At 55.1% G+C, this 24,734-nt stretch carries 26 protein-coding genes; 19 read left to right on the forward strand and 7 right to left on the reverse strand.

The window, feature by feature from the left end:
- The first annotated feature begins 6 nt into the window (after window positions 1-6).
- A complete protein-coding gene (recO, locus tag A11S_RS04460; protein WP_015467305.1) occupies window positions 7-756 on the forward strand; it encodes a DNA repair protein RecO in 750 nt (249 codons plus the stop codon).
- Window positions 757-817: 61 nt separating this feature from the next.
- Window positions 818-3,085: a DNA topoisomerase IV subunit A gene (gene parC / locus A11S_RS04465; protein WP_235068236.1), complete on the forward strand. Its 2,268-nt coding sequence runs from the start codon at window positions 818-820 to the stop codon at window positions 3,083-3,085.
- Window positions 3,086-3,238: 153 nt separating this feature from the next.
- Here the strand turns inward: parC and motB are convergent, their stop codons facing one another.
- The 3 genes from motB to A11S_RS04480 are packed head-to-tail and all read right to left on the reverse strand — an operon-like array spanning window position 3,239 to window position 6,872.
- Entirely contained in the window at window positions 3,239-4,285 is a 1,047-nt protein-coding gene (gene motB, locus A11S_RS04470) for a flagellar motor protein MotB (RefSeq protein WP_015467307.1), read from the reverse strand.
- A gap of 17 nt (window positions 4,286-4,302) precedes the next feature.
- The gene (gene motA, locus A11S_RS04475; protein ID WP_015467308.1) at window positions 4,303-5,169 is read right to left on the reverse strand and encodes a flagellar motor stator protein MotA; all 867 of its coding nucleotides are present in this window, start codon (window positions 5,167-5,169) and stop codon (window positions 4,303-4,305) included.
- A gap of 56 nt (window positions 5,170-5,225) precedes the next feature.
- Window positions 5,226-6,872, reverse strand: coding sequence for an EAL domain-containing protein (locus A11S_RS04480; RefSeq protein WP_015467309.1), 1,647 nt, complete (start codon window positions 6,870-6,872; stop codon window positions 5,226-5,228).
- A 237-nt stretch (window positions 6,873-7,109) separates the two neighbouring features.
- Here A11S_RS04480 and A11S_RS04485 point away from each other — a divergent pair, with 237 nt between their 5' ends.
- The 5 genes from A11S_RS04485 (at window position 7,110) to A11S_RS04505 (ending at window position 10,501) form a co-directional block, all read left to right on the forward strand.
- The gene (locus A11S_RS04485; protein ID WP_015467310.1) at window positions 7,110-8,216 is read left to right on the forward strand and encodes an enoyl-CoA hydratase/isomerase family protein; all 1,107 of its coding nucleotides are present in this window, start codon (window positions 7,110-7,112) and stop codon (window positions 8,214-8,216) included.
- A 145-nt stretch (window positions 8,217-8,361) separates the two neighbouring features.
- On the forward strand, window positions 8,362-8,838 hold the full coding sequence (locus A11S_RS04490; protein WP_015467311.1) for a MarR family winged helix-turn-helix transcriptional regulator: 477 nt from the start codon (window positions 8,362-8,364) through the stop codon (window positions 8,836-8,838).
- 21 nt (window positions 8,839-8,859) lie between these two features.
- Window positions 8,860-9,393 (forward strand): hypothetical protein, encoded by a 534-nt coding sequence (locus A11S_RS04495; protein WP_015467312.1) that lies wholly within the window; start codon window positions 8,860-8,862, stop codon window positions 9,391-9,393.
- Window positions 9,393-10,064 carry a DNA methyltransferase gene (locus tag A11S_RS04500; RefSeq protein ID WP_015467313.1) on the forward strand — a complete coding sequence of 224 codons (672 nt, stop codon included), beginning with the start codon at window positions 9,393-9,395 and terminating at the stop codon, window positions 10,062-10,064. Before A11S_RS04495 ends, A11S_RS04500 begins: the two co-directional genes overlap by 1 nt.
- 107 nt (window positions 10,065-10,171) lie before the next feature.
- Window positions 10,172-10,501 (forward strand): hypothetical protein, encoded by a 330-nt coding sequence (locus A11S_RS04505; protein ID WP_148285101.1) that lies wholly within the window; start codon window positions 10,172-10,174, stop codon window positions 10,499-10,501.
- Between the two features lie 31 nt (window positions 10,502-10,532).
- Here A11S_RS04505 and A11S_RS04510 read toward each other — a convergent pair whose 3' ends face one another.
- Window positions 10,533-11,351 (reverse strand): enhanced serine sensitivity protein SseB C-terminal domain-containing protein, encoded by an 819-nt coding sequence (locus tag A11S_RS04510; RefSeq protein WP_015467315.1) that lies wholly within the window; start codon window positions 11,349-11,351, stop codon window positions 10,533-10,535.
- A 13-nt stretch (window positions 11,352-11,364) separates the two neighbouring features.
- On the reverse strand, window positions 11,365-12,570 hold the full coding sequence (locus tag A11S_RS04515) for an acyl-CoA dehydrogenase (RefSeq protein ID WP_015467316.1): 1,206 nt from the start codon (window positions 12,568-12,570) through the stop codon (window positions 11,365-11,367).
- A gap of 69 nt (window positions 12,571-12,639) precedes the next feature.
- On the opposite strand from A11S_RS04515, the gene A11S_RS04520 reads away from it, so the two are divergent.
- The 5 genes from A11S_RS04520 to A11S_RS04540 all read left to right on the forward strand — a co-directional run bounded on the left by A11S_RS04520 (window position 12,640) and on the right by A11S_RS04540 (window position 15,691).
- Window positions 12,640-12,846 (forward strand): DUF6898 family protein, encoded by a 207-nt coding sequence (locus A11S_RS04520; protein ID WP_015467317.1) that lies wholly within the window; start codon window positions 12,640-12,642, stop codon window positions 12,844-12,846.
- A 69-nt stretch (window positions 12,847-12,915) separates the two neighbouring features.
- Window positions 12,916-13,356, forward strand: a complete 441-nt coding sequence (gene rpiB / locus A11S_RS04525) for a ribose 5-phosphate isomerase B (protein WP_015467318.1) — start codon at window positions 12,916-12,918, stop codon at window positions 13,354-13,356.
- 53 nt (window positions 13,357-13,409) lie between these two features.
- The gene (gene glyA / locus A11S_RS04530) at window positions 13,410-14,672 is read left to right on the forward strand and encodes a serine hydroxymethyltransferase (RefSeq protein WP_041802964.1); all 1,263 of its coding nucleotides are present in this window, start codon (window positions 13,410-13,412) and stop codon (window positions 14,670-14,672) included.
- Window positions 14,673-14,693: 21 nt separating this feature from the next.
- Window positions 14,694-15,173: a transcriptional regulator NrdR gene (nrdR, locus tag A11S_RS04535; protein ID WP_015467320.1), complete on the forward strand. Its 480-nt coding sequence runs from the start codon at window positions 14,694-14,696 to the stop codon at window positions 15,171-15,173.
- 44 nt (window positions 15,174-15,217) lie between these two features.
- Window positions 15,218-15,691 (forward strand): transcription antitermination protein NusB, encoded by a 474-nt coding sequence (locus A11S_RS04540; protein WP_235068239.1) that lies wholly within the window; start codon window positions 15,218-15,220, stop codon window positions 15,689-15,691.
- On the opposite strand, the gene A11S_RS04545 is transcribed toward A11S_RS04540, so the two are convergent.
- The gene (locus A11S_RS04545; protein ID WP_015467322.1) at window positions 15,675-16,727 is read right to left on the reverse strand and encodes a dTDP-glucose 4,6-dehydratase; all 1,053 of its coding nucleotides are present in this window, start codon (window positions 16,725-16,727) and stop codon (window positions 15,675-15,677) included. The genes A11S_RS04540 and A11S_RS04545 overlap by 17 nt on opposite strands.
- 333 nt (window positions 16,728-17,060) lie before the next feature.
- Between A11S_RS04545 and A11S_RS04550 the strand changes: the two genes are divergently transcribed.
- The 3 genes from A11S_RS04550 (at window position 17,061) to A11S_RS04560 (ending at window position 21,385) form a co-directional block, all read left to right on the forward strand.
- Window positions 17,061-17,546: a hypothetical protein gene (locus A11S_RS04550; protein WP_015467323.1), complete on the forward strand. Its 486-nt coding sequence runs from the start codon at window positions 17,061-17,063 to the stop codon at window positions 17,544-17,546.
- Window positions 17,547-17,777: 231 nt separating this feature from the next.
- Window positions 17,778-19,880 carry a sodium-translocating pyrophosphatase gene (locus A11S_RS04555; RefSeq protein ID WP_015467324.1) on the forward strand — a complete coding sequence of 701 codons (2,103 nt, stop codon included), beginning with the start codon at window positions 17,778-17,780 and terminating at the stop codon, window positions 19,878-19,880.
- A gap of 101 nt (window positions 19,881-19,981) precedes the next feature.
- Window positions 19,982-21,385 carry a class I SAM-dependent RNA methyltransferase gene (locus A11S_RS04560; protein ID WP_015467325.1) on the forward strand — a complete coding sequence of 468 codons (1,404 nt, stop codon included), beginning with the start codon at window positions 19,982-19,984 and terminating at the stop codon, window positions 21,383-21,385.
- Here the strand turns inward: A11S_RS04560 and A11S_RS04565 are convergent.
- Window positions 21,382-21,855, reverse strand: coding sequence for an outer membrane protein assembly factor BamE (locus A11S_RS04565; protein WP_015467326.1), 474 nt, complete (start codon window positions 21,853-21,855; stop codon window positions 21,382-21,384). The two genes, A11S_RS04560 and A11S_RS04565, sit on opposite strands and share 4 nt — an antisense overlap.
- A 74-nt stretch (window positions 21,856-21,929) precedes the next feature.
- Here A11S_RS04565 and A11S_RS04570 point away from each other — a divergent pair, with 74 nt between their 5' ends.
- The 4 genes from A11S_RS04570 (at window position 21,930) to plsX (ending at window position 24,726) form a co-directional block, all read left to right on the forward strand.
- On the forward strand, window positions 21,930-22,526 hold the full coding sequence (locus A11S_RS04570; protein WP_041802466.1) for a ubiquinol-cytochrome C chaperone family protein: 597 nt from the start codon (window positions 21,930-21,932) through the stop codon (window positions 22,524-22,526).
- A 25-nt stretch (window positions 22,527-22,551) separates the two neighbouring features.
- Window positions 22,552-23,181, forward strand: coding sequence for a YceD family protein (locus tag A11S_RS04575; protein WP_015467328.1), 630 nt, complete (start codon window positions 22,552-22,554; stop codon window positions 23,179-23,181).
- Between the two features lie 176 nt (window positions 23,182-23,357).
- Window positions 23,358-23,537, forward strand: a complete 180-nt coding sequence (gene rpmF / locus A11S_RS04580; protein WP_014102551.1) for a 50S ribosomal protein L32 — start codon at window positions 23,358-23,360, stop codon at window positions 23,535-23,537.
- Between the two features lie 130 nt (window positions 23,538-23,667).
- Window positions 23,668-24,726: a phosphate acyltransferase PlsX gene (plsX, locus tag A11S_RS04585; RefSeq protein WP_015467329.1), complete on the forward strand. Its 1,059-nt coding sequence runs from the start codon at window positions 23,668-23,670 to the stop codon at window positions 24,724-24,726.
- Window positions 24,727-24,734 lie beyond the last annotated feature (8 nt).

Below are 24,734 nucleotides of genomic sequence, written 5' to 3' on the forward strand. Positions count from 1 at the left end.
CAAATCATGGAAAGCTGGCGCGATCATGGAATTGTTCTGGCCGTCCGCGCGCATGGCGAGGGCGGGGCGGTGGTTTCGGTTTTAACCGAAACCTATGGCCGCCACGCGGGGTATGTGCGCGGGGCGGGATCATCACGCCTGCGCGGTATTCTGGAACCCGGTAATCTGGTGCAGGCGGAATGGCGGTCCCGCGTCGCCGATCAGTTGGGCAGCTTTGCCATTGAACCTGAACGGGCCATCACGGGGCCGTTGCTGGGTGATCCGCTGAAGCTGGCGGCGCTGACCTCAGCCTGCGCGTTGTGTGATTTTGCCCTGCCGGAGCGGGAGGCGCACCCCGGCCTGTTCCATGGTTTGCTTGCCTTGCTGGATACTATGGGCAATGACGATATCTGGGCGGCGGCTTATGTCATGTGGGAAATTGCCTTTATGCGGGAGCTGGGGTTTGGCCTCGATTTCTCCCGCTGTGTTGCCGGGGGGGATTCCAGCCGTCTGGCCTATATCAGCCCCAAATCCGGCCGCGCGGTCAGTGTGGATGCCGCGGCCCCTTATAAGGAAAAGCTTCTGCCCTTGCCGGGTTTTTTGAAATCGCCCGGGCTGGATGGTGCGGGGTTGGCCGGGCGGGATGATGTCCTGACGGGTTTGAAAATGACGGCTTATTTTCTGGAACATTGGGTCTTTGTCCACCATACGCGGGGACTGCCTGAACCACGCCTGATCCTGCAAGACCGGTTTGAACGGATGGGCCAGGCGGCCTGAACCGGGGGAAAACTGCGCAAATCCGCTGGTTTTTTGGCTTGGGGGGCGGTAAATTCCGGCCATGGCACCACGTAAAAAAACCACGAATCAGACCCCTCCGTCCCCCCCGACCGCAGTGATTGATCAATCGCTGGGCGATATTCTGTCGGAACGGTATCTCTCTTACGCTCTGTCGACGATTATGTCGCGGTCGCTGCCCGATGTGCGCGACGGGTTGAAGCCGGTACACCGCCGCCTGTTGTTCGCGATGGACCAGCTGAAACTGACCCCGGATCAGGGCCCGAAAAAATCGGCGCGCGTGGTTGGTGACGTCATCGGTAAATTCCACCCGCACGGGGACCAATCTGTGTATGACGCGCTGGTCCGTCTGGCGCAGGATTTCGCGGTTCGTTATCCGCTGGTCAATGGTCAGGGTAACTTCGGTAACATTGACGGTGATAATGCGGCCGCCATGCGTTACACCGAAGCCAAAATGACCGAGGTTGCGCGATTAATGTTGGAAGACATTGATCAGGATGCGGTTGATTTCCGCCCGACCTATGACGGATCGGGTGAAGAGCCGCTGGTCATGCCGGGCGCGTTCCCGAACCTGCTGGCCAACGGGTCCTCCGGTATTGCCGTGGGTATGGCGACGAACATTCCGCCGCATAACGTGGCCGAACTGTGCGATGCCATGACCATGATGCTGGATGATGCCGATGTCACGGTGAAGGACCTGCTGAAACACGTCAAAGGTCCGGACTTCCCGACGGGCGGCATTCTGGTCGAGCCGAAGGAAAACATTCTGTCCGCCTATGAAACGGGTCGCGGTTCCTTCCGCCTGCGTGCGCGCTGGGAGAAAGAGGAGCTGAAGGGGGGCGGGTATCAAATCGTCGTCACCGAAATTCCGTATCAGGTTCAGAAATCGAAGCTGGTTGAACGTCTGGCCGAATTGATCGTCAGCAAAAAAGTTCCGATGCTGGACGACGTGCGGGATGAAAGTGCGGAAGACATCCGCCTGGTTCTCGTGCCGAAAACAAAATTGATCGAACCCGAATTGCTGATGGAGGCGTTGTTCCGCAATTCCGATCTGGAAACGCGGTTCTCGCTGAACATGAACGTTTTGGATAACGGCGTCACCCCGCGCGTGATGAACCTGAAAGAGGTCTTGTCCGCATGGCTGAAACACCGCCAGGAAGTTCTGGTCCGCGTATCGGCGCACCGTCTGGACAAGGTTCTGCACCGGATCGAGGTTTTGGACGGTTATATGATCGTCTATCTGAACATCGACGAGGTGATCAAGATCATCCGCGAAAGCGATGAGCCGAAGCCGAAATTGATGAAGAAATTCGGGCTGACCGAAAATCAGGCCGAAGCGATTTTGAACATGCGTTTGCGGTCTTTGCGCAAGCTGGAAGAAATCGAGATCAAGAAAGAGCATACCAGCCTGTCGAAAGAGCGCGACCAGCTGCAAGCTTTGATCAAATCCGAAGCCAAGCAATGGGCCGCAATCCGCAAACAGGTGGATGGTCTGAAAGAGTTGTTCGGCCCGAAAACCGCATTGGGCAAACGCCGCAGCGTGATCGGTAAAACACCGGCCCCGGCCGCGGTTGAGAATTTGGAAGAGGCTCTGGCCGCGATTGATAAAGAACCCGTCACCGTGATCCTGTCCGCCAAGGGCTGGATCCGCGCGATGAAGGGCCATGGCCACGATCCGAAAGAATTCAAGTTCAAGGATGGTGACAAGGGCCGCTTTGCCGTGGAGTGCCAGACGACCGATAAAATATCGTTGTTTGCAACCAATGGCCGGTTCTACACAATCGGTGCGGACAAGTTGCCGTCGGGACGTGGTTTTGGCGAACCTGTACGTCTGATGATCGATCTGCCGAACGATGCCGATATTCTGGCCGCGATGATTTACAATCCGGATCAGAAATTCCTGATTGCCAGCGATGATGGCCGTGGCTTTATCGTGTCGACCAAGGATGTGTTGGCCCAGACCAAAAACGGCAAACAGATCCTGAACGTTGATACGGGCAGCGAAGCAAAAATCTGTGTTGAAATCCTGCCGGGTCATGACCATCTGGCCGTTATCGGCACCAACCGCAAAATGCTGGTCTTCCCGCTGGATCAAATCCCGGAAATGTCCAAAGGCAAGGGCGTATCCCTGCAAAAAATCAAGGACGGTACGCTGGCCGATGCCAAGCCGTTCAATATGAAGCAGGGCCTGACCTTCCGCTCTGGCTCCAGCGAGAAGAAAGTGGATGGGATCAAAGGCTGGCTGGGCGAACGGGCCCAGGTAGGCAAGCTTCCGCCCAATGGCTTCCCCCGCACACCGAAATTCGATTAATAAAAAACCCCCGCGATGTGCGGGGGTTTTTTATGGCCTTGAATGCTGTCGTTGCGTGTCATCCCGAACGTAGTGAGGGATCTCATCTTATGCCTACTTTATGAAGTGGAGATCCCTCGTCGCTTCGCTCTGTCGGGATGACAAGGACAAGATTTAAGGGAAATAAACCTCACCCGGTGTCCGTTTAAACGTACCAACCGGTTTCTGGTTGATGTCTTTGGTCGGGTCTGTGGCGGGGGCTTTGTCCATTTTCACGCCGCGTTTTTCCAGTTCCTGCGTCGCAATCTTGTTCAGATCATCGCGCAACAGGATAATGCTGATACGGCGGTTGCGGGCATCCTGTGGGTTGTCTTTGAACAAATGGTCTGTATCGGCCTTGCCCACAACGTCGGACAGGCGCGGTTCGGGAATGCCATCATTCATCAAAACGCGGCGTGTGGCGTTGGCGCGGTCGGCGGAGAGTTCCCAGTTGGTATAGGTCGCGCCGTCGCGGTATTTAAAGCTGTCCGTATGGCCGCGAACCGAGACGTTGTTCGGCATGGATTTCACGACGTCGGATACGGCATTCATTAATTTCTTGGTTTTATCGAACATCTGGGCGCTGCCCTTCGGGAACATCGGGTCGCCTTCCTGGTCGACGACCTGAATGCGCAGACCTTCCGGTGTGATATCAACCATCAGGTTCTTGGCCAGTTCGGCCAATTCCGGGTTTTCTGCGATTTTTTTCTCTAATTCTTCCTTGGCTTCTTCGAAGCGTTTTTCTTCTTCCTGCGCCAGTTCGGCTTTCAACTGTTCCAATTGCTGGTCGGTGGCGGTGTCTTCCGGTTTTTCTTCACCGCTTTCTCCGCGCTCAAAACTGCGGGTCGTCGTGCCGCTGGTCTGGGGCAGGGAGATGTTCTGCATCGTCGAGGTCATGGCCCCTTCGGTCGACATCGCGGTCCCGCCCATAACACCACCCGCACCGCTCATGCTCTCGGATACTTTGGGGTGGGTGGGGTCGAAATAGTTGGAAATGGCGTTCCGCTGTTCTTCGGTCGTCACGTTCAGAAGCCACAGCAGAAGGAAGAACGCCATCATCGCGGTCACGAAGTCGGCATAGGCCACTTTCCACGCGCCACCATGGTGGCCGCCGCCGGATTTTTTGATCTTCTTGATAATAATCGGACGCTGATCGTCTTTCGATCCTTTGCCTTTGCTCATCGCAAACGATCCTTATCTTAACCCGGGGCTGGCAGTTCGTTCAGTTTTTCCTCCAGCTCCATAAAGCTGGGTTGAACGTGGTGGGGCAGGAATTTACGGGCGAATTCAACGGCCACCTGCGGTGCGGCCCCATTCAGGAAGGCAATTACGGCGACCTTCATGCAACGGTAATACAGAACTTTGGATTGGGCTTTGCTGCCCAGTGCGCTGGCAATCGGGCCGACGATGCCATAGGCGACGAACACGCCCAGGAACGTACCGACCAGTGCCCCACCGATCATTTTACCCAAAACTTCCGGCGGTTCGCTAATCGCGCCCATTGTTTTAATAACGCCCAGAACGGCGGCCACGATACCCAGTGCCGGAATACCATCGGCCATGGTCTGGATCGCGTGGGACGGGTGCATTTCTTCGTGGTTGATGGTTTCGATTTCCTCGTCCATCAACGCTTCGATCTGGTGCGGGTCTTCGTTGCCCAGCGAGATAATGCGCAGATAGTCACAGAAGAACGTGGTCGCATGGTGGTTGGCGGCAAAGCCGGGGAATTGTTTGAACAGTTCGCTGTCATGCGGGTGTTCAATATGTTGTTCAAGCGCCAGCCAACCCTTGGTCCGGGCCAGCTTGAACGTCATAAACAACATGCTCAGCAATTCCATGTAATCTTTTTTGCTGTGTGCTTCCGGCTTGATCAGGCAATCGAATTCCTTCAGCGTGTGTTTGATCACGTCGGTGGAGTTTGCAATCATGAACGCGCCGATGGCGGCACCCAGAATGATCAGCGCTTCGTAGTGAAGAACGGCGAGAATGGCGCTAAGATGTCCGCCAGCCCACGTGTAGCCGCCGAAAACTGTCGCAAAAACAAAAATAATACCAAAAATCTTCATAGTGAACGCGGAGCCGTTGCTTGTGGTTTAGTGAAACTGAGCGGTTTGATTGTATCCTATGTCGTCTCGGCCTGCATCCAGTTTGTGTACTCCGGCTTCGGCATGGGTTTGGAGAAGAGGTAACCCTGACCGTACCCGATTCCCAGCGACCGGACCTTGTCGGCCTGATCCTGTGTCTCGATCATTTCGGCGATGACCTTAATTTCCAGATCGCGGCACATTTGGCTCAGGTTCTTCACCATGATGGCGTCGCGTTCGGAATTCAGGATCTTCTTCGTGTACTGCCCGTCAATTTTCACATAATCAACGTGAATGCGATGGAGGTATTGGAACGAGGCGGACCCGGCGCCAAAATCGTCCAGGCAAACCTTGAACCCGTCATCCTGCAGAATTTTCACGAAATGGTTCACCATGTCCAAATCCTGAATGGTCGTAGATTCCGTAATCTCGAACATCAGGCGGTCGGACAGGGTTTTGTTCATCATCAATTTGGCGTGCAGGGTTTTGAAAAACTGTTCGTTTTGAATCGATTGGCCGGACAAGTTCACGGCGAACTTCGTGCGGCGGCCGGATGATTTATAGAGCAGGTAGTTGATGGCCCGTTCGCACACCGCAATATCGAAATCGGCGGCCATGCCAATGTCTTCACCGAACACGATCCATTCCTGCGTCGGGGTGTTGTCGCGGAAGCGGGATAGCATTTCAAAGTGAACGGCATCGCCCGTTTTCAAATCCACAATCGGTTGGAAGTGCAGGTCAAACGCCAGCTGTTCCACCATGGTTTTGAACTGGCTGATCTTTTGGGCGTTGACGCTGACATAGGCTTTGAAGCCGGAGTTCAGTGTTTCGATGGAAAGGGACGTACCTTTGCGTTCAAATTCGTTGATGGTGTAGATCAGCGCCTTGGTCGTTTCCCGGTCGCTCAGCGTGCTGAGGTCGGCGGATACGGTTTTGCTTTCAACGGTAAAGCCCGTTCCGGTCGGGTCGTTTTCTTTAGCCAATCTCTCAATTTCGCCGCGTAACATATCGGCATTAATGGCTTTATCGTGAATAACGCTATAACGGCCATCGGCGATTTCTGCCGCCGCTTGGCCGTCAACGGATTTAGAGCTGAGCAGGGATGTCATGGCGTCACGGAACTGGTTCCATTGTTCGTCGCCGATGCGGCCGCGGACTTCGCCAATGTTGGCAATGTCCAGCAGGGTCATATCCAAATCCTGCCCGAGCGATTTGGCCAGGTCGAGTGCTTCCTTCGCCGCGGCCAGGAAGCTTTCTTTGTCTAGAAGCTCGCGGTCTTCGTAAAATTTCACTTCTTCCGCATGCTTGGACATCAAGACGTTTGAGAAGCCGATGGACAGGTAAAACTTATCGCTGTCCGGCATGCGAATGGCGCTGAGCAGGGCTTGGTGTCCGCCGCCAATTGTTTCTTCCAATGTGACCAGAACGGGGCCGCAGCGTTGCGCCATGCGCGCACGTTCTTTCATGCTGGACAGGGTGGTGCGGTCATTTGGGGAAAACATGTCGAGCCAGCGAATGCCGATCAGGCTTTTATCGTTAATCCCAACCAGGGATCGCGCGGCCCCCAGGGCATAGGCAATCGTTCCGTCCTCGGCGACCTCGATCAAGAGGTCGGACGTCGCAAACGAAAACGCGAGGAAACGGTCGCGTTGTTTTTTGATTTTATCGAGCTTGTCGTCTGCCATGCCGATTTTCGAGCCGTCACAGCTCCCCATAGAAATACACGCGGAATGCGCCGGGCGAATCTGTCCGGCGCGGGTCTTTGAAGCCCCCAGTCTGGCAGGCGAGATTTACTATTTAGTTAAGGGATTTAGGCGGTATTTTCCCTATTGGTCGCGCTGTGTTGCTGGCTTGCAAATGGTCCCCATTCGTTACAGGATTTAGGCCGCAGGCAATTGTGTTCAAGGCGGAGCAGAGTAGACATGGCATCACAGATCGTAACCGACCCGCATTTGCGCGTTGAAACCCACGGTTCCGTTGGGTTTTTGACGCTGGATCGGCCCCAGGCGTTGAATGCGCTGACCTTGGGGATGATCCGGGGGATTCATGCGGCGCTGGATGCGTGGCGCGATGATGATGCTATTCGGGCTGTGATTATCCGCGGTGCGGGGGATCGGGCGTTTTGCGCGGGCGGGGATGTAAAGGCCGTGTATGAGGCGGGCGTCAATGTGACGGATCCGGATGCCAAGACGGCGATTGCCCGCGTGTATTTTGCCGATGAATACCGCATGAACCGGGCCTTGTTCCATTACCCAAAGCCGATCATGGCGTTTATGAATGGGATTACGATGGGGGGCGGCTATGGCGTTGCGGGGCCGTGCCGTTTCCGTATTGCGTCTGAAAAAACATTGTTTGCCATGCCAGAGGTTGGAATTGGCTTCTTTCCCGATGTGGGGTCTGTTTATTTTTTAACGCGGGCATCGTCACCCGGCATGGGGTTGTGGTTGGCTCTGACGGGGCAGGCGGTTCCGGCGTCGGATATGTTGTATGCCGGGTTGGCGGACGCGTTTGTGCCATCGGCGGATCATGATGATCTGATTGCTGCGGTGATCCATGCCGTGAATGGCTGCGGTGATGCGCAGGCGGCGAGCGCGGCGATTGCGGCCCTGTTACCCGCTGGAAAGGGGGGCGCTGGCGCCTCTGCCCTGGCGCGGAATGCGGAGGCCGTAGCGGGTGTTTTTAAAGTAGAATCTCACATTGAGAAAATCGTGCAAAATTCTGAAATATCAGACAATAATTTCTTAAACGAAACGGTACGTATTGTAAAAACACGGGCGCCGCTTAGTCTGAAAATCACGCATGATTATATGCGCCGGATGCAGGGGGCGTCGTTTGATGCAGTGACGGCCATGGATTACCGATTGGCGATTGGATTCATGCGAGACCATGATTTTTACGAAGGCATCCGGGCCGCTCTGGTCGACAAGGATAAGGATCCGCGTTGGAACCCGGCCGCGCTGGGGCAGGTGAGTGCCGCCATGGTTGATGCGTATTTTTCAGATGATCATCCAGATCTGGATGCGGTTTAGTGCTGTATGCGGGAATGGCGTTTAAAGGAAAATTAACTTGTCACCCGCCATATTAAGGTTATGATTCAATTAGGATTCAGGGTTTCACGCCCGGTCGTCCTTCCACGCTTTCGCGTATTCACGCTTTCAAGACGGAGCATCTATAGTGACCACACCGTATTATGACGCCATCCAGTTGATTGAACGGTTACACCGTTATTTCCTCGACGTGCTGAAGGTCGAGCTGGACCGCCGCGGCGTGCAGGACATTAACAACGTCCAGTCGATGATCCTTTATAACATTGGGGATGACGATCTGACGGTTGGTGAACTGACCATCCGCGGTTATTACCTCGGCTCGAACGTGTCCTATAACGTGAAGAAGATGGTCGAAAACGGTTATCTGATTCAGGAACGTTCCGTTCACGACAAACGCTCCATCCGCGTTCGCCTTTCGGACAAGGGGACGGCGCTGCGCGATGCGATTGCGCAAATGTTGAAACGGCATGAGGAAAAACTGGGCGGCACCGAACTGACCAACCAGCGTCTGAGCGATCTGAACCACACCCTCCATCTGATTGAACGGTTCTGGGCCGCGCAAACCGGATTCACCGGGGCTCTGGCTGCCGAAGATTTCGATTAAAGGGATCTGGGGGCGAAACCGATGATCGACGATCTTCCCGTATCATCGCTGGCGTCCCCGACATCCCGCGTTCATTTCCCGATCGAGGGGCAATCGCCCTGGGTGAATGTCCTGCGCATGATGGTTTTTGGCTCCGCCGCGACCGGCTTGGTTGTGGCGGGGTTTTTATTATCCGACCCGGGGTTCCAACATGCGGGAATCGTTCTGGCCGTGTTGGCGGTGTTGCTGGTCATGGAATTTGTTGTCGTGCGCGGGCTGGTTATTCCCCGCAACCGCAATTATGCCCGCTTCCGCATTACGGAACGCCGGATTGAAATCTTTCCGCTGACACCCTCGGGCCTCGCCGCCGCGCGGGAACCGGATGCCCTGTTCCCGACCGAATATGACGGCGTGTCGGTTCTGACAGAACGGGGAGGCGATGCCTCTGTGGTCACATTGATGCATAAAACCCCCGCCAAAAACCTCCCCGCCCGCATTTTCACCAACGACAACGACGCCCGCGACTACGCCATCGCACTGGCCGATGCGCTGGGGTTGAAGGTGGTTTCAAACTGATGCCACCGCGTATGTCTTTTCCTTTGCACCTGAATCTTCCTTATGCCCTAGAGCGTGATCCGCCGGCGTTTGAGGATAATGCGATTAAGTATCCGGAGGCGCTGGCCCGGCATTTTATCAAAACCTATACCAAGCGCGGAGATCGGGTGTTTGATCCGTTTGCGGGGTTGGGCACGACGTTGTTCGTGGCCGAGGAATTGGGGCGGGTGCCGTTTGGCATCGAATATGACGCCCACCGCCATGAATGGGTGGCGGGGCAGCTGGATCACTGGACCAATATGGTGTGCGGTGATGCGGGGGCGGTGGAAAAATTTGGTTTTCCGAAGGTGGATTTTTGCATGGCGTCGCCGCCATTCATGCGGGTGACAGACAAATGGAATCCGCTTTATGCCGGAAATCCGAAACAGGCCGGGTATGACCGGTATTTAAAACGCATGGGCGTGATTTATGCGCGACTGGCCAATGTGATGAAGCGCGGGGCTGTGGTTGTTGTGCATGCGGATAATTTGCCAGGTACAACCTATACGCCACTGGTCCGTGACCTGAGCCTCGTCATCGGAAAATCTATGCGGTTGGAGGCCGAAACGATTGTGATGTGGACCGGGCGCGCGGTGCCGGATGATTACAGTCATACGCATTGTTTGGTTTTTCGAAACGTAAAATCAGCCTGAGATCATCTATCTGGCTGATTTTACAGTGAAATATATTTCTATTCAGGGTTTTTAAGGGTGTGTTACAAGGGGCTATTCGTCACACATGATATATAAATGAGGGTATCGTGAAAGCTCCGATAACAATGAAAGGCGCTGTGTTTATTGAACTTAGTAAATATAAGTTGGCCTATGCAGGCGATCATTCGCGCATGCAGTTGTGCGATGGGTTGCAGATGTCTGTGATCCCGCGAGGGTTTTTGTCTGGGGTTGCCGCGGCCTTGTTCGGCTGGCCAGAAAATCGGCAGGGACATTATCCACACGACAAGCATAATCAGCGTATTGTGCTGGATACAAGCAGATCCAGTCCTGATACACAGGAATTGGTGCATCAAATTTTTGAAGATTGGCCGAACGTGCAGGTTTGTAAAGACTGGCCAATCATGCAGATCAAATAAAAAAATCCCCGCTATTGTGCGGGGATTTTTTTTATGCGTGCCCGCCATCATGCCCGTGCGGGTCGAGGCCCCAGCGGGCTTCGTAGAAGGGTTGGGTTTCCTGAATCAGGTAGGCCGAAACGCCCGTTGGCTCATCAATCGTTTTCCGGTCAATGAACAGAATGTCGACGACTTCGTCTGGCATCACGTCGGCGGCAATGCTGCCGGCTTCGGCGGAGATGCGTTCGAACTGGTGTTCGTCCGTGACCACGCCGACCAGAATATGGGGTTGCGGTTCTGCACCGCCGGAATAGGCAATGGCCGCCAGCCATGCGCTGTGCACCGCGTGTTCACCGGCGAAATATGTGGTGAGGGAGTGGACGAGGGCGCTCGGGTACTCGCTCGGCTGACCGATGACCACTTGCGTGTCTTTTTCCACCACCATGCGTTCGCCCGTGGCCCCCGGCGTACCGCCGTCCAGCAGGGTTTCGATTTCTTCCGGTGAAAATTCTTTCGCGTGGTCGGAATAGGGATTCAGGACCAGAGCCGTGCCTTGCGTCATTTCCAAAAAGATTTTTGCGGGCAGGCGCAGGTAGGGCACATCGTCCTGCGTTGCCTTCATCAATTCATGCAGGGATGTGAAAAACGGGATGACATTCTGGCCCTCGCGGTTGGACCAGCTTTGGATTTGGACGCTGCTGCCCCCTTTGAGGGCCAGGTCATCGTCGCCATCTTCGTGGCCCGCGGCGGAGCCGATGACCAAGATTTCCGAGACCATTAAACGGCGATAAAATTCGGGGCGGTGGGCCGCCTCGCTGCTGGCCAGCGCCAGAATTTCGTTTAATGGGTCGTGTTCATCATCAAAATGCATGCGACGCAGGTCCTTAACTAAACGCTTGAAGCCCGGTTATAGCACGCCCCAGGATCAGGGCGTGAATATCGTGGGTGCCTTCGTATGTATTCACGGCTTCCAAATTCATGACATGACGGATGACGTGATATTCATCGGCAATGCCGTTACCGCCCAACATGTCGCGGGCCACGCGGGCAATGTCCAGGGCCTTGCCACAGTTGTTGCGTTTCAGCATCGAAATGGCTTCCGGTGCCGCGCGGTAATCATCGCGCAGGCGGCCCAGACGCCACGCGGCGATCAGGCCGAGTGTAATTTCCGTCTGCATGTCGGCCAGTTTTTTCTGGATCAATTGTTGGGCGGCCAGCGGTTTGCCGAAAATCACGCGGTCCATCGTATATTGGCGGGCCATGTGGAAGCAGAATTCCGCCGCGCCCATCGAACCCCATGCAATGCCATAGCGGGCGGAGTTAAGGCAGGAGAACGGACCCGTTAATCCCTTGATGTTCAAAATCATGTCGCTGGTGACCGGAACATCATCCATCGCGATGCCGCCGGTGATGGACGCGCGCAGGGAGAATTTCCCTTCGATCTTCGGTGCGGTCAAACCCTTCATGTCTTTGTCCAGCACGACGCCAACAATGTCACCATCATCATTTTTGGCCCAGACGACGAACACATCGGCGATGGGGGAGTTGGTGATCCATTGTTTGGACCCGGACAGGACATAGCTCGATCCGCTTTTCTTCAGCCGGGTTTTCATGCCCGACGGATCTGACCCGCCATCCGGTTCGGTCAGGCCGAAGCAGCCGATCAATTCGCCGGTGGCCAGTTTGGGCAGGTATTTTTGCTTCATCTCCTCCGACCCGAATGTGTGGATCGGGTACATGACGAGGGAGGATTGCACCGACATGGCGGAACGGTAACCGGAATCGACCCGTTCAACTTCACGTGCGATCAGGCCATACGCGACCTGTGAAACGCCAGCGCAGCCATAGCCGTCCAGCATGGCACCGAGCAAACCCAGTTCGCCCATTTCGCGCATAATCGCGGGGTCGAATGTTTCGTGGCGGTTGGCCTCCAACACGCGGGGCATCAATTTGTTCTGGCAGTAGTCGTGCGCGGTATCCCGGATCATCCGTTCATCGTCGCTGAGCAATTCGTCCAGCAACAGGGGGTCTTCCCACTGGAAAACGGGGCGGGCGGGTTTGGATGGTTTGGCTTGTGGCTGCGCAGACATTTTTTTAGAACTTCCCAGTTTTAAATTTTTTGACCTTGGGTACTATATGGATGAACGTGGATTCAGACAATGACCGACAACCCGCTTAAAAACCGCGAAGTAATTATAGAATTCCAGCAGATCGGCACGATTGTGCGGGTCTCGGCCATGGACGTCAAAACCTTGACCGAGGCCATTATTCAGGGCCCGGCCAGCACGCCCAAGCCGATTTTGGAACGTAACGCTTTGAAAAAGCTTGAATATACCCTGAAGAAAAAGGGCATTATTCCCGCCTAAGCCCCTTTCCCCAGGGCTGGACCTACTATATATTGTGTCTCCCATAACCCAGACACAGGATATCGTGGTATGCCCGACCGTCAGACCCTGGCTATTGCCTGCGATCACGCGGGCTTTGCGTTGAAGGAAACCCTGAAATCCCATTTTGCCGACCGGATCGATTGGGTCGATCTGGGGACGGACAGTACCGAGTCGGTCAGCTATGCCGATTTTGGTAAAAAAATGGGGCAGGCCATCACGGATGGCCGGGTTCAGCGCGGCATTGTGATTTGTGGGTCCGGGATCGGTATTTCGATTGCGGCCAATCGTTTCCCGGCGGTGCGGGCCGCTTTGTGCACCGATGCAACCATGGCCCGCCTTGCCCGCCAACATAATGATGCCAACGTTCTGGCCTTGGGTGGGCGGATCATTGGGCTTCAGGTCGCGATTGATTGCGTCGACGCGTTTTTAAATACCGCATTCGAAGGCGGCCGCCATGCGGCCCGTGTCGATGCGTTGGGGCAATGTTAATCAACAAGACGTCGAGGTGTGTAATGGGTGTAGCCGTAAAGAAAGAATTTGAGATGCAAGAGACATTGAAACATCAGGACCCCGAGATTTTCAACGCCATTCAGGGCGAATTGGCGCGGCAACGCGACTCCATCGAACTGATCGCCAGCGAAAACATCGTATCCCGCGCCGTTTTGGAAGCGCAGGGATCGGTCATGACGAACAAATATGCCGAAGGCTATCCGCACAAACGCTATTACGGCGGATGTGAATGTGTGGATGTGGCCGAGGAACTGGCGATTGAACGCGCTAAGCAATTGTTCGGCTGTTCCTACGCTAACGTGCAACCTCATTCGGGATCACAGGCGAACCAGGCCGTGTATTTCGCGCTGCTCAACCCGGGCGACCGGGTTTTGGGTATGCGTCTGGACCATGGTGGGCATTTGACGCATGGCATGAAGCTGAACCAATCCGGTAAATGGTTTGATTTTGCATCCTATGGCGTATCGGGCACCGATCACCGCATTGATTTTGACGAAGTGCGCAAACTGGCCCATGAACACAAACCGAAAATGATCGTGTGCGGCGCGTCCGCATATTCCCGCGCCATTGATTGGGCCAAATTCCGCGAAATCGCGGACGAAGTGGGCGCGTATCTGTTCGTGGATATGGCGCACTACGCCGGTCTGATCGCGGCGGGTGTGTACCCAAGCCCGATCAAGCACGCCCATGTTGTAACCACAACAACGCACAAAACCCTGCGCGGTCCGCGCGGCGGCATGATTTTGGCGGATGATGAAGAAATTGGCGCCCTGATCAACAAGGCCGTGTTCCCCGGTATTCAGGGCGGGCCGCTGATGCATGTGATCGCGGCGAAGGCGGTGGCCTTTGGCGAAGCCTTGCGCCCCGAATTTAAAGCCTATGCCCAGCAGATTGTGAAGAACGCGATCGTTCTGGCCGATACGTTGAAAGCCAAGGGCTTTGATATCGTATCCGGCGGGACGGACAGCCACGTGATGCTGGTTGATTTGCGCCCGAAAAAATTGACGGGCAATATTGCCGAGAAGGCGTTGGACCGTGCGGGCCTGACCTGTAACAAAAACGGTATTCCGTTCGACCCGGAAAAGCCGATGGTCACATCGGGCATTCGTCTGGGCACCCCGGCGGGAACGACGCGCGGGTTCAAAGAAACCGAATTTAAACAAATCGCCGAATGGATCGCCAAAGTTCTGGACGGTCTGGCCGCCAATGGGGCCGAGGGCAATGGTGACATTGAGCGCGCGGTGCGTGCCGATGTTGAGGCCCTGTGCAAGAAATTCCCGGTCTATCCGGAGTAAATATAAAAGGAGGGGTTCATCATGCGATGCCCGTTTTGTGCCTGTGAAGAAACGCAAGTAAAAGACTCCCGCCCGACGGAGGATAATTCCGCCATCCGTCGCCGCCGCTTCTGCCCGTCCTGCGATGAACGTTTTACGACGTTCGAGCGGGTGCAGTTGCGTGAGATGACGGTGCTGAAATCCGGCAACCGGAAACAACCGTTTGACCGGGACAAGGTGTTCAAGTCGATGCAGATCGCCCTGCGCAAGCGCCCGGTTGAATTGGAACAGATTGAAAAGGCCGCCAACCAGATCGTGCGCCAGTTGGAAAGTGCGGGCGAGGCGGAAATTCCGTCCGTGACCATTGGTGAATATGTGATGCGGGCGCTGGTCCAGTTGGACCAGGTTGGCTATATCCGCTATGCCTCGGTATATAAAGATTTCTGCCAGCCGCAGGACTTTAACGCCTTTCTGGGTGAGTTAAAGGAGCTGCCGACCGTCAAAAAACGGTCCGGCGCATAAAAAGCTGGAATTTTGCATTTGCTAACGATATGGTCCGCCGCATCATGAGTACAGAAGCATCATCGAAAAAATCCGAAGGTTCTCCCAAAGCCCGTGCGTCCGCCGCACGATTGGCCGCGGTGCAGGCCGTGTATCAAATCATGACCAACGATCAATCCGCCCGCGCGGTGATTGATGAATTCCGGTTGCACCGTTTTGGGCAAACCGTGGATGGTCAGGATATGGTGATGCCCGACGGCATGATGTTCACGACGATTGTGAACGGCGTGTATGACCGCCTGAACGAAATGGAATCTTATATCGCGAACGCCAGCGGCCGCCCGGTTACGGACAAGCCGAAGGAACCGCTGCTGCATGCCATCATGCTGTGCGGGGCCTATGAAATGGCGGACAGCCCGGATGTCGACGGTCCGGTGATCATCAGCGATTATCTGGACGTCACCCACGCGTTTTACGAGCAGGGCGAAGCCCGGCTGGTGAACGGCGTTCTGGACAAGCTGTTTAAAGCGCTTCGTTAAGCGTCAGCCATTCGCGGCGATTCAGCGACCAGCCAATCGTCTTTTTCAACGAATCCGCAAACATCAGTGGCGGGGCCCAGCCGAGGTCCCGCATCTTTGATCCATCCAGCGCATAGCGCAAATCATGCCCCGGGCGGCTGGAATGGAAATCGACCATTTCGTGGTTGAGCGCGCCCGCGCCGGTTAAGGCAACGACATTGTCGGCAATCATGCGAGCGAGGGTCAGGTTGTCGACCTCTTGTTCGCCGACGATGTGATACGCCTCGACATCGCGCGGGTTGGTTCCGGCCCATGGTTTTTTATTCAACAGGAACATATGCGCATCGGCGACGTTGCGGGCGTGAATATAATGCCGCTTGCCTGCGCGTGTTTTATCGGGTGTTGCGTGAATGGGCACGATGCTGCCATCCATCACGGACCGCACGACTTTCGGAATAAATTTTTCCGGGTGTTGCCGTTCGCCAAAAATATTCATTTGCCGCGTGATGATGCAGGGCAAGCCATAGGTGTTGGCAAATGACACAACCATCTGTTCGCCCGCGCTTTTGCTGGCGGCGTAGGGGTTTTTCGGATTGTGTCGATCCAGTTCGCTGTGGCCGTGCATGTCGCCATCCAGCGGAACGGGGCCAAACACTTCATCCGTTGAGAAATAAACGAAGAGTTCGAGATTCGGCAAACCGCGTGCAAGATTCAGAATGTTCGTCGTGCCCAACACATTCGATTCAACGAAGCGCAGCGGATCTGAAATGGAATGATCAACATGTGATTCCGCGCCCAGATGCAGGATGTGTGTGACATCGCGCAATTCGCGAACCAGATTTTGTCCGGCCGGTTGGCGGAAATCATATCCCAGATAACGGAAGCGTGGATGATTGAATGGATCAATCTGAATATCGCGCAGACGCTCCAGCGATCCGGCATAGGTCAGCGCATCCACACCGATAATCGTGTCATCGGTATTTTTCAGGATGTGTTCGACAAAATGATGGCCGACAAACCCGGCCGCCCCGGTCAGGAGAATAATGCGCTTGCTCATGGCCGGGACTTATATAGAAGCCGCCAAGCCGGGGGTAGGGAATTTGTCCAAAATCAGTCTTTCCTGAGAAAAATATTAAAAACTTTAAGGCGGGAGGGATGGGGTAGCCGTAGCGTTTTGCGAGGCAAGATAAAAAAACCATTCTTTATCAGTATGTTCCTAGGGATAGGGTTTGGCAGAAACCCATAAAAATTACATAAAATGTAATATGACTCTAACCTAATGTTAGCGAATTGGGGGTACTCTAAACCATGGGGTCGACGTGGCGCACGGGGTTGTGTGCCGGGTTGATGCGTTCGAGTTTTGGGGACTATCTACCGGGTTTGGGGAATAATGAAGCCTCTTCTGATTATCATCTTTGCGCTTATTTTGCTGGGCGGCGGCGGTGCCGGTGCCTACTTCTACTTTGCGAAGCCTGCGCAAGCAGCGGTGGACGCATCGGGTGAGATTGCCCATGCGCCGAAAGAGGCAAAGAAGAAAGGTCACGGCAAAGCTGTTGAGAGCAAGTTTGTTGAACTTGATCCGCTGATCCTGCCGGTGGTCACGAAAAACGGCGTGTCCCAAGTGTTGAGCATGGTGATCGTTCTGGAAGTTCCGGATGAGATCGCGATGAAGAATGCCGAACATCTGGCCCCGCGTTTGAAAGACGCATTCATTCAAGACATGTATGGTGTGTTGAGCCACGAAGCCGTGATGAATGGCGGCGTGTTGCAAGTGGGGCCACTGAAAAACCGCCTGACCCGCGTCAGCCACAAAGTGTTGGGCGAAGAGGGTGTGAACGACGTCCTGATCCAGGTGATTCAGCAGCGCAGCATGTAAGCGTTTACTGAGCATCCGCAGCATAGAATTATAGGAATATTCAAAGGCCCGGTTTCCGGGCCTTTTTTCATGTTGCACTGCGATTGCACACATCTATTTATGGCACTGCACGGGCGCACCCCTTGCGCCTGTGTTGTGAATTGTGCAATTTTCTCGCGCTTTTAAGGAATTAAGAGCAGGTCACTTAATAAGTAAAAACACTAAAGAACCTGAACCATAAGGGGATCTGGAATGGTGAATATCTATCTCGCGATTGCGTGTTGCGGCGCGTTGGCACTGATTTACGGTGCTTATGCCACACGCAAAGTTATGGCGATGAGTGCCGGGAACGAACGGATGCAACAAATTGCATCCGCGATTCAAGAAGGTGCTGCTGCCTATTTGAACCGTCAATACACGACGATTGGTGTCGTCGGTGTTGTTGTTGCGGCCTTGCTGACGTTCTTGCTGGGCATGCATGTCGGTATTGGCTTCGTGATTGGTGCTGTCCTGTCGGGCGTTGCTGGTTACATCGGTATGAACGTTTCTGTTCGTGCCAACGTGCGTACGGCGCAAGCCGCGACCGTGGGCCTGAACGAGGCACTGGGTGTTTCGTTCCGCGCTGGCGCAATCACGGGTCTGCTGGTTGTTGGTCTGGGTCTGCTGGGTGTGACATTGTACACTTGGTATCTGGATCATAACGGCACGGCTCTGCGTCCGATGCTGGAGGGCTTGGTCGGTTTGGGCTTCGGTGCTTCGCTGATCTCGATCTTCGCGCGTTTGGGCGGCGGGATATTTACCAAGGGTGCGGACGTTGGTGCCGACCTGGTTGGTAAAGTCGAAGCCGGCATCCCCGAGGATGACCCGCGGAACCCGGCCGTTATCGCCGACAACGTTGGTGACAACGTGGGCGATTGCGCTGGTATGGCCGCTGACTTGTTCGAAACCTATGCCGTGACCGTTGTGGCCACCATGCTGATTGCTGCCAGCGTCTTCGCCGAAGATGTTGCCCGTCACATGATGATGCTGCCGCTGATGATCGGTGGGTTGTGCATTGTTGCGTCGATCATCGGAACGTTCTTCGTTCGTTTGAAAAACGGCAGCACGAACATCATGGGTGCATTGTACCGTGGTCTGGTTTGGACGGGTATCCTGTCGGTCATTATGATCGGGGTTCTGTTCTTCAAATCCGGCCTGGTGCAAGACGTTGCAATGGCCAATGGCGAAACCATGACGGTGATGAACCTGTTCTGGTGCGTTCTGACTGGTCTGGGCGTTACGGGCTTGTTGGTGTGGATTACTGAATACTACACCTCCACCGCGTTCCGTCCGGTTCGTTCGGTTGCCAAGGCGTCGGAAACAGGCCACGGCACGAACGTGATCCAAGGTCTGGCCGTATCGATGGAAGCCACCGCTCTGCCGGTGATTGTCATCTGCCTGGGCATCTGGGTTGCGTTCCACTTTGCTGGTCTGTTTGGTATTTCTATCGCTGCGACCACCATGCTGTCACTGGCTGGTATGATCGTTGCGCTGGATGCCTATGGCCCGGTAACGGATAACGCCGGTGGTATCGCCGAAATGTCCAAACTGCCGGATAACGTTCGCGTGACGACGGATGCGTTGGATGCTGTTGGTAACACGACGAAAGCCGTGACCAAGGGTTATGCCATCGGTTCCGCTGGTCTGGCTGCTCTGGTGCTGTTCGCTGCCTATACGGAAGAGATCAAGCACTATTTGCCGGATCTGGCTGGCATCACCTTCCCGCTGCAAGACCCGTACGTTGTGATTGGTCTGTTCGTGGGTGGTTTGTTGCCATACCTGTTCGGTGCCATGTCGATGACTGCTGTTGGCCGTGCGGCTGGTAGCGTTGTTGTCGAAGTGCGTCGTCAGTTCCGCGAAATCGCCGGTATCATGGAAGGCACAGGCAAGCCGGAATATGGCCGCGCCGTTGACCTGCTGACCAAAGCCGCGATCAAGGAAATGATGGTTCCGTCATTGCTGCCGATTTTGGCTCCGGTTGTTCTGTTCGTTGTTGTGTACTTGATCAGCGGCGATCTGACCCCGGCATTCCAATCGCTCGGCGCCATGCTGATGGGTACGATCGTGACCGGTCTGTTCGTTGCTATCTCGATGACCTCGGGTGGTGGCGCATGGGACAACGCGAAGAAGTTCATCGAAGAAGGCAACTACGGTGGCAAAGGGTCCGAAGCTCACAAGGCTGCGGTTACCGGCGACACCGTTGGCGATCCGTACAAGGATACAGCCGGCCCGGCGGTCAACCCGCTGATCAAAATCGCGAACATCGTGGCCATTCTGTTGGTCGCTATCGTTGCGAAATTCGTGGCTGGCGTTTAATAAGCCGCAGAAATCAAAGAAAAAGCCCCCGGAAACGGGGGCTTTTTTATGGGTGATGACAAATATGGCTGAGTGCGTCACTTTCCTGTATAACCCCGGCCATGAGCACAAATACAAAAACATACGACATCAAAATCGATTCTCTCGGCGGCCAAGGGGACGGCGTTGGGACGCTTCCTGACGGGCGGCGGGCGTTTGTATCCGGTGTTCTGGCCGGGGAAACCGTGCGGGCGCGGGTGCAGGACGAAAAGCCCGATGGCGTGTTCTGTGCCGTGGACGAGGTTTTAGAGGCCGCGCCCAACCGCATTGCTGCACCATGCCCGCATTATGATCGCTGCGGCGGGTGCGTGATCCAGCATATGGATCAACAATCTTATTCCAATTTCAAAATGGATGCCGTGCATCGTGCGCTGGCCCAACATGGGTTGGAACCCGAAACGATGGATGGCCCGTTCATCAGTGCGCCGGGCACACGCCGTCGGGCGACCATGGCCATGTATCGGTCGGGTGCGCGTGTACTGACTGGATTTAATGAACGGCGGAGCCGATCGATTGTTGATTTGCAAACCTGCCTGGTGTTAAAGCCGCGTCTTGTTGCGCTGGTCCCGGCCTTGCGCACGCTGGGGCTGACCTTGCTGGAATCCGGTCATGGCATGGATATCACCATGATGACCGGCGACGGCGACGCGGTTGATCTGGTCTTCCGCCCGTGGAAGAAAACGCAGAACAAGCATGCGCAGAAAAATCGCCAGGCCCGAAACAAAAAAGAACCGAAGCTGAAACAAAAGCAGATGGACGGGCCGAGCCTCGCCATTCTGGAGGCGCTGTACGATTTCGCCAACGAACACGATATCGCCCGTATTCATTGGCAGGATGGTTTTGACAAGCCGGATGATTTGACCCCCGTGGCCGATCGCGCGCCCTTTACCGTGACGTTGGGCGACCACATGGTGCGCCCATCACCCGGCGCGTTTTTGCAGGCGACCGAAGATGGTCAGGCCGCGTTGACCGAGGTGGTTTTATCCGGTGTCGGTGATGCAAAGAATATTATCGATCTGTATGCCGGATGCGGCACGTTCGCGCTGGCTTTGTTGCGCGATAAACGTCATGTCACGGCGGTGGAGGGGTGGCGTCCGGCGATTGATGCGCTGGCGCGCACGGCGTCCACTTTGGGTGGCGTTCTGGATACATCCCATCGTGATTTGGTTGAAGATCCACTGAACGCCAAAGAATTGAAAGATTTTGACGCGGTTGTGATTGATCCGCCACGTGTTGGGGCCAAGGATCAGACGCGTGAAATCGCCGGTGCCAATGTGCGCACGGTGGTCAGTGTATCATGCAACCCCGCGACCTTTGCGCGGGATGGCGCGATTTTGAAAGATGCCGGGTTTACGTTGACGCACCTGCGCGTGGTGGACCAGTTTTTGTGGTCCACCCATGTCGAATTGGTGGGTGTGTTTGTGAATCAGAATTACGTCACGCCGCCGCGACTGAACCGCGGTTAATTTCCGCCAGCCTGGGAACCCGCGCTGTTAAACCGGCCAAGGTTGCCCATCATCTGTTGCAAGGCGGTCATTTCGTTACCCGATGTCTGGGTTTTTTCACGAACGTACGGAATATTCTGGCGGTTCGGGTCAACATTGTTGACGGTTTGCACCACGCCCATATCGTCAAATTCGACCACGACAATCTTTTCTTCAATAACTTCCGGGTCCAGAATGCCGCGCTTTTCCGTTTTCTGGCCCAGATAGTACCAGGTGTTCGGATCAAACGTCCCTTCCGTGGTGGGGGAGCCGAGCAGGCGCATCACGTCACTGCGGGTGTGGACGCCGGGCTGGACTTCGGCCAGGCGGTAATCCTCAACAATATTGCCGCGCACGGCCACGGTTGGCGTGCAGCCAGCGGCCAGAATCCCAGTAAAAACAAGGGCCAAGGCGGTGAGGGCGACGGATTGGAACAGCGGTGCTTTTTTCATGGTCTTCATCCCAACGGATGTTATATAAATATGTGAACAGACTTGATTTATAATGGTTAAAGGGATCGGATACAATGTTCTCATGGTTCAGAAAGCAACCCAGTCCACAACGCCAGACGGCGGAACGCCTCTATACCGGGGTGGTCGTGCGGTCGCGAAATCCCTTTTTCTATGAACGCTTTGGCGTGCCGGACACGGTTGATGGCCGGTTTGACATGATCCTTTTGCATAGTTTCTGCGTCATCAACGCCCTGAACAAACAGGGGCAGGGGGGGCGCGAACTGGCCCAGGCCCTGTATGACGTGATGTTCGTCGATATGGACCGTTCGGTCCGCGAAATGGGCGTTGGCGACCTCAGCGTGGGCAAACATGTCCGCCGCATGATGAAGGCTTTTAATGGCCGCATGCATGCCTATCAGGCCGGTATTGATAATGCCTCGCTGGATGAGGCGTTGATGCGCAATCTCTATGGCACGGTGACGGGAACGGTTGATCCGACCAACCTGACCATTATGGGCGATTATATCCGCAATCAGGTCGCGGCCCTGAACACCATGAACCCGGATCGTTTGATGCAGGGGGACATTGAATGGGCCCCGGTACCGGGCGCGGGCATTAAACAACGCGCGCCGATTGTCGAGCCGCAAAAAACGGATCAGGCCGTCGCCTGATTGTTCCAATACGGAGTTAGAGTAAATGAAAAAACGCAGTACGGCGCAAGCCGAACAGCCGGGCTGGTCTTTTGTTGTTGATACCGATGCCATCGGTCTGGGGCCGGTGCATTATTCGATTGAAGCGAGCGAGAAAGATCGTGCGGCGTTGGCCGCACGGATGGATATTCCAGCCATCGGCGCGCTGAGCGCTGAAATCGATATTACACGCTCCAGCCATAACAAGGCCGTGGTGCATGTTCAGGGCACGCTGAAAGCCGATGTGACGCAGGAATGCGTTGTGTCGCACGCCCCGATCCATTCCCACATTCTGGAAGATTTTGAGGCGTGGTACGCCGACCGCGAAAAATACATCTCGCTGGACAAAGCCCGCCATGAACGGCAGGGCCGCGGTGTCGATGCCGAAATCCAGATGATGGAAGAACGCGAAGACCCGGAACCGATGGTGAATGGCAAAATCGACCTGGGGGATTTGGTTGGGCAATATTTGTCCCTGGGTCTTGATCCGTACCCGCAGATTGAGGGGGCCGTTCCCGACAAAATCCCCGGCGTGACCGTTGTGCCGGAAGGCGCCGTGGTCGAATCACCCCTGCGCCGTAATCCGTTCGAGGCCCTGAAGAAGCTTAAAGGACGGAATGACGGGGATGGTGAATAAAGCAAAGCGCCCGCTCCCATTGGGAGAGGGTGAGGCTTTTGGTGTTATGTAAATGATATTTATTAGGAATATCCGCGTTTCTGATTGTTTTTGCTTGCAGGTGCCCGGATTTTCCAGTATTCAACGGACCTCGAATAACCGAGATCTCAGAATTTACCCAAGTTGAGGGGTTTGAAATGGCAGTTCCTAAGAAAAAAACCAGCCCGTCCAAGCGCGGCATGCGCCGTTCCCACCACGCGCTGACCACCACCAACTGGGTGGAAGATGCGACGTCGGGCGAACCGAAGCGCCGTCACCACATTGACCTGAAGTCCGGTACGTACAAGGGCAAGCAGGTTATCGATCCGCGCGGTTAATTCCGTCTGGTTTCGGTGACGAAACAATCCTTTATATCAAAGGGATAAAGATAACGGGGGGCTTTTACTCCCCGTTTTTCGCGTCTATGATCTGCGCTGATTAGCGTTTCCAACAAAAGGATAGAATGGCGTGTCCACCAGACAAACCATTGCTCTCGATGCCATGGGTGGGGATTTCGGTCCCGATGTTGTTATTCCGGCGGCGGAACTGGCCCGCGCGGATTTACCCGGCGTCCATTTCGCCATCTTCGGTGATGAACGCCGCATCAATCCGGTGTTAAGTCGTTATCCGGACCTGTGCCGCGTTTGTACCGTCCACCACACTGAAAAAATGATCGCGAATGATGAGAAGCCGTCCGCCGCCGTGCGGTCCGGCAAGGATTCCAGCATGCGTCTGGCGATCGAAGCGGTGAAGAACGGGGATGCGGGCAGTGTTGTGTCCGCTGGTAACACCGGTGCCTTGATGGCGATGTCGAAACTGATTTTAAAAAGCCTGCCCGGCATTACGCGCCCCGCGATCGCCAGCGTTTTCCCGACCATGCGCGGCCGTACGTTAGTTCTAGATCTGGGGGCGAATATTGCATGTGATGCGGAATTGCTGGTGCAGTTTGCCGTTCTGGGCACCGTCTATGCCCGCGTGGTCATGGGCATTGAAAATCCGACCTTTGGTATTTTGAATGTCGGGTCCGAAGATATGAAGGGCCACGAACATGTGCGCGGTGCGGCGTCGATTTTGTCGAACGTGCAATTGCCCGGCCGATATCATGGTTTTGTTGAGGGCAATGATATTGCCTATGGCACCGTTGATGTGGTTGTGACCGATGGGTTCACCGGCAATGTCGCGTTAAAGGTGGCCGAGGGCGTGGCAAAGATGTCCAGCGATTACACCAAACGCGCATTCAAATCATCGCCGCTGGCGATGTTGGGCGGCATGTTGGCTATGCCGGCGCTGAAGCGTTTGAAAAAATCCCTCGACCCGCGGTTTTATAATGGCGGCATGTTCCTGGGGCTGGATGGCGTGTGCATCAAAAGCCATGGCGGTATGGATGAAATTGGTTTTGCCAACGCCATTCGCGTTGCGGCGGGTCTGGTCGAAAACGGATTTAATCGTCGCGTCGCCTATGAAATTGAACAGCTGATGAATCAGGAAGCGTTCATTTCGTCCGTCAGTGCGCAAGCCATTTCCTGATGAAAGTG

Source organism: Micavibrio aeruginosavorus EPB, from assembly GCF_000348745.1.
Classification (GTDB): domain Bacteria; phylum Pseudomonadota; class Alphaproteobacteria; order Micavibrionales; family Micavibrionaceae; genus Micavibrio; species Micavibrio aeruginosavorus_A.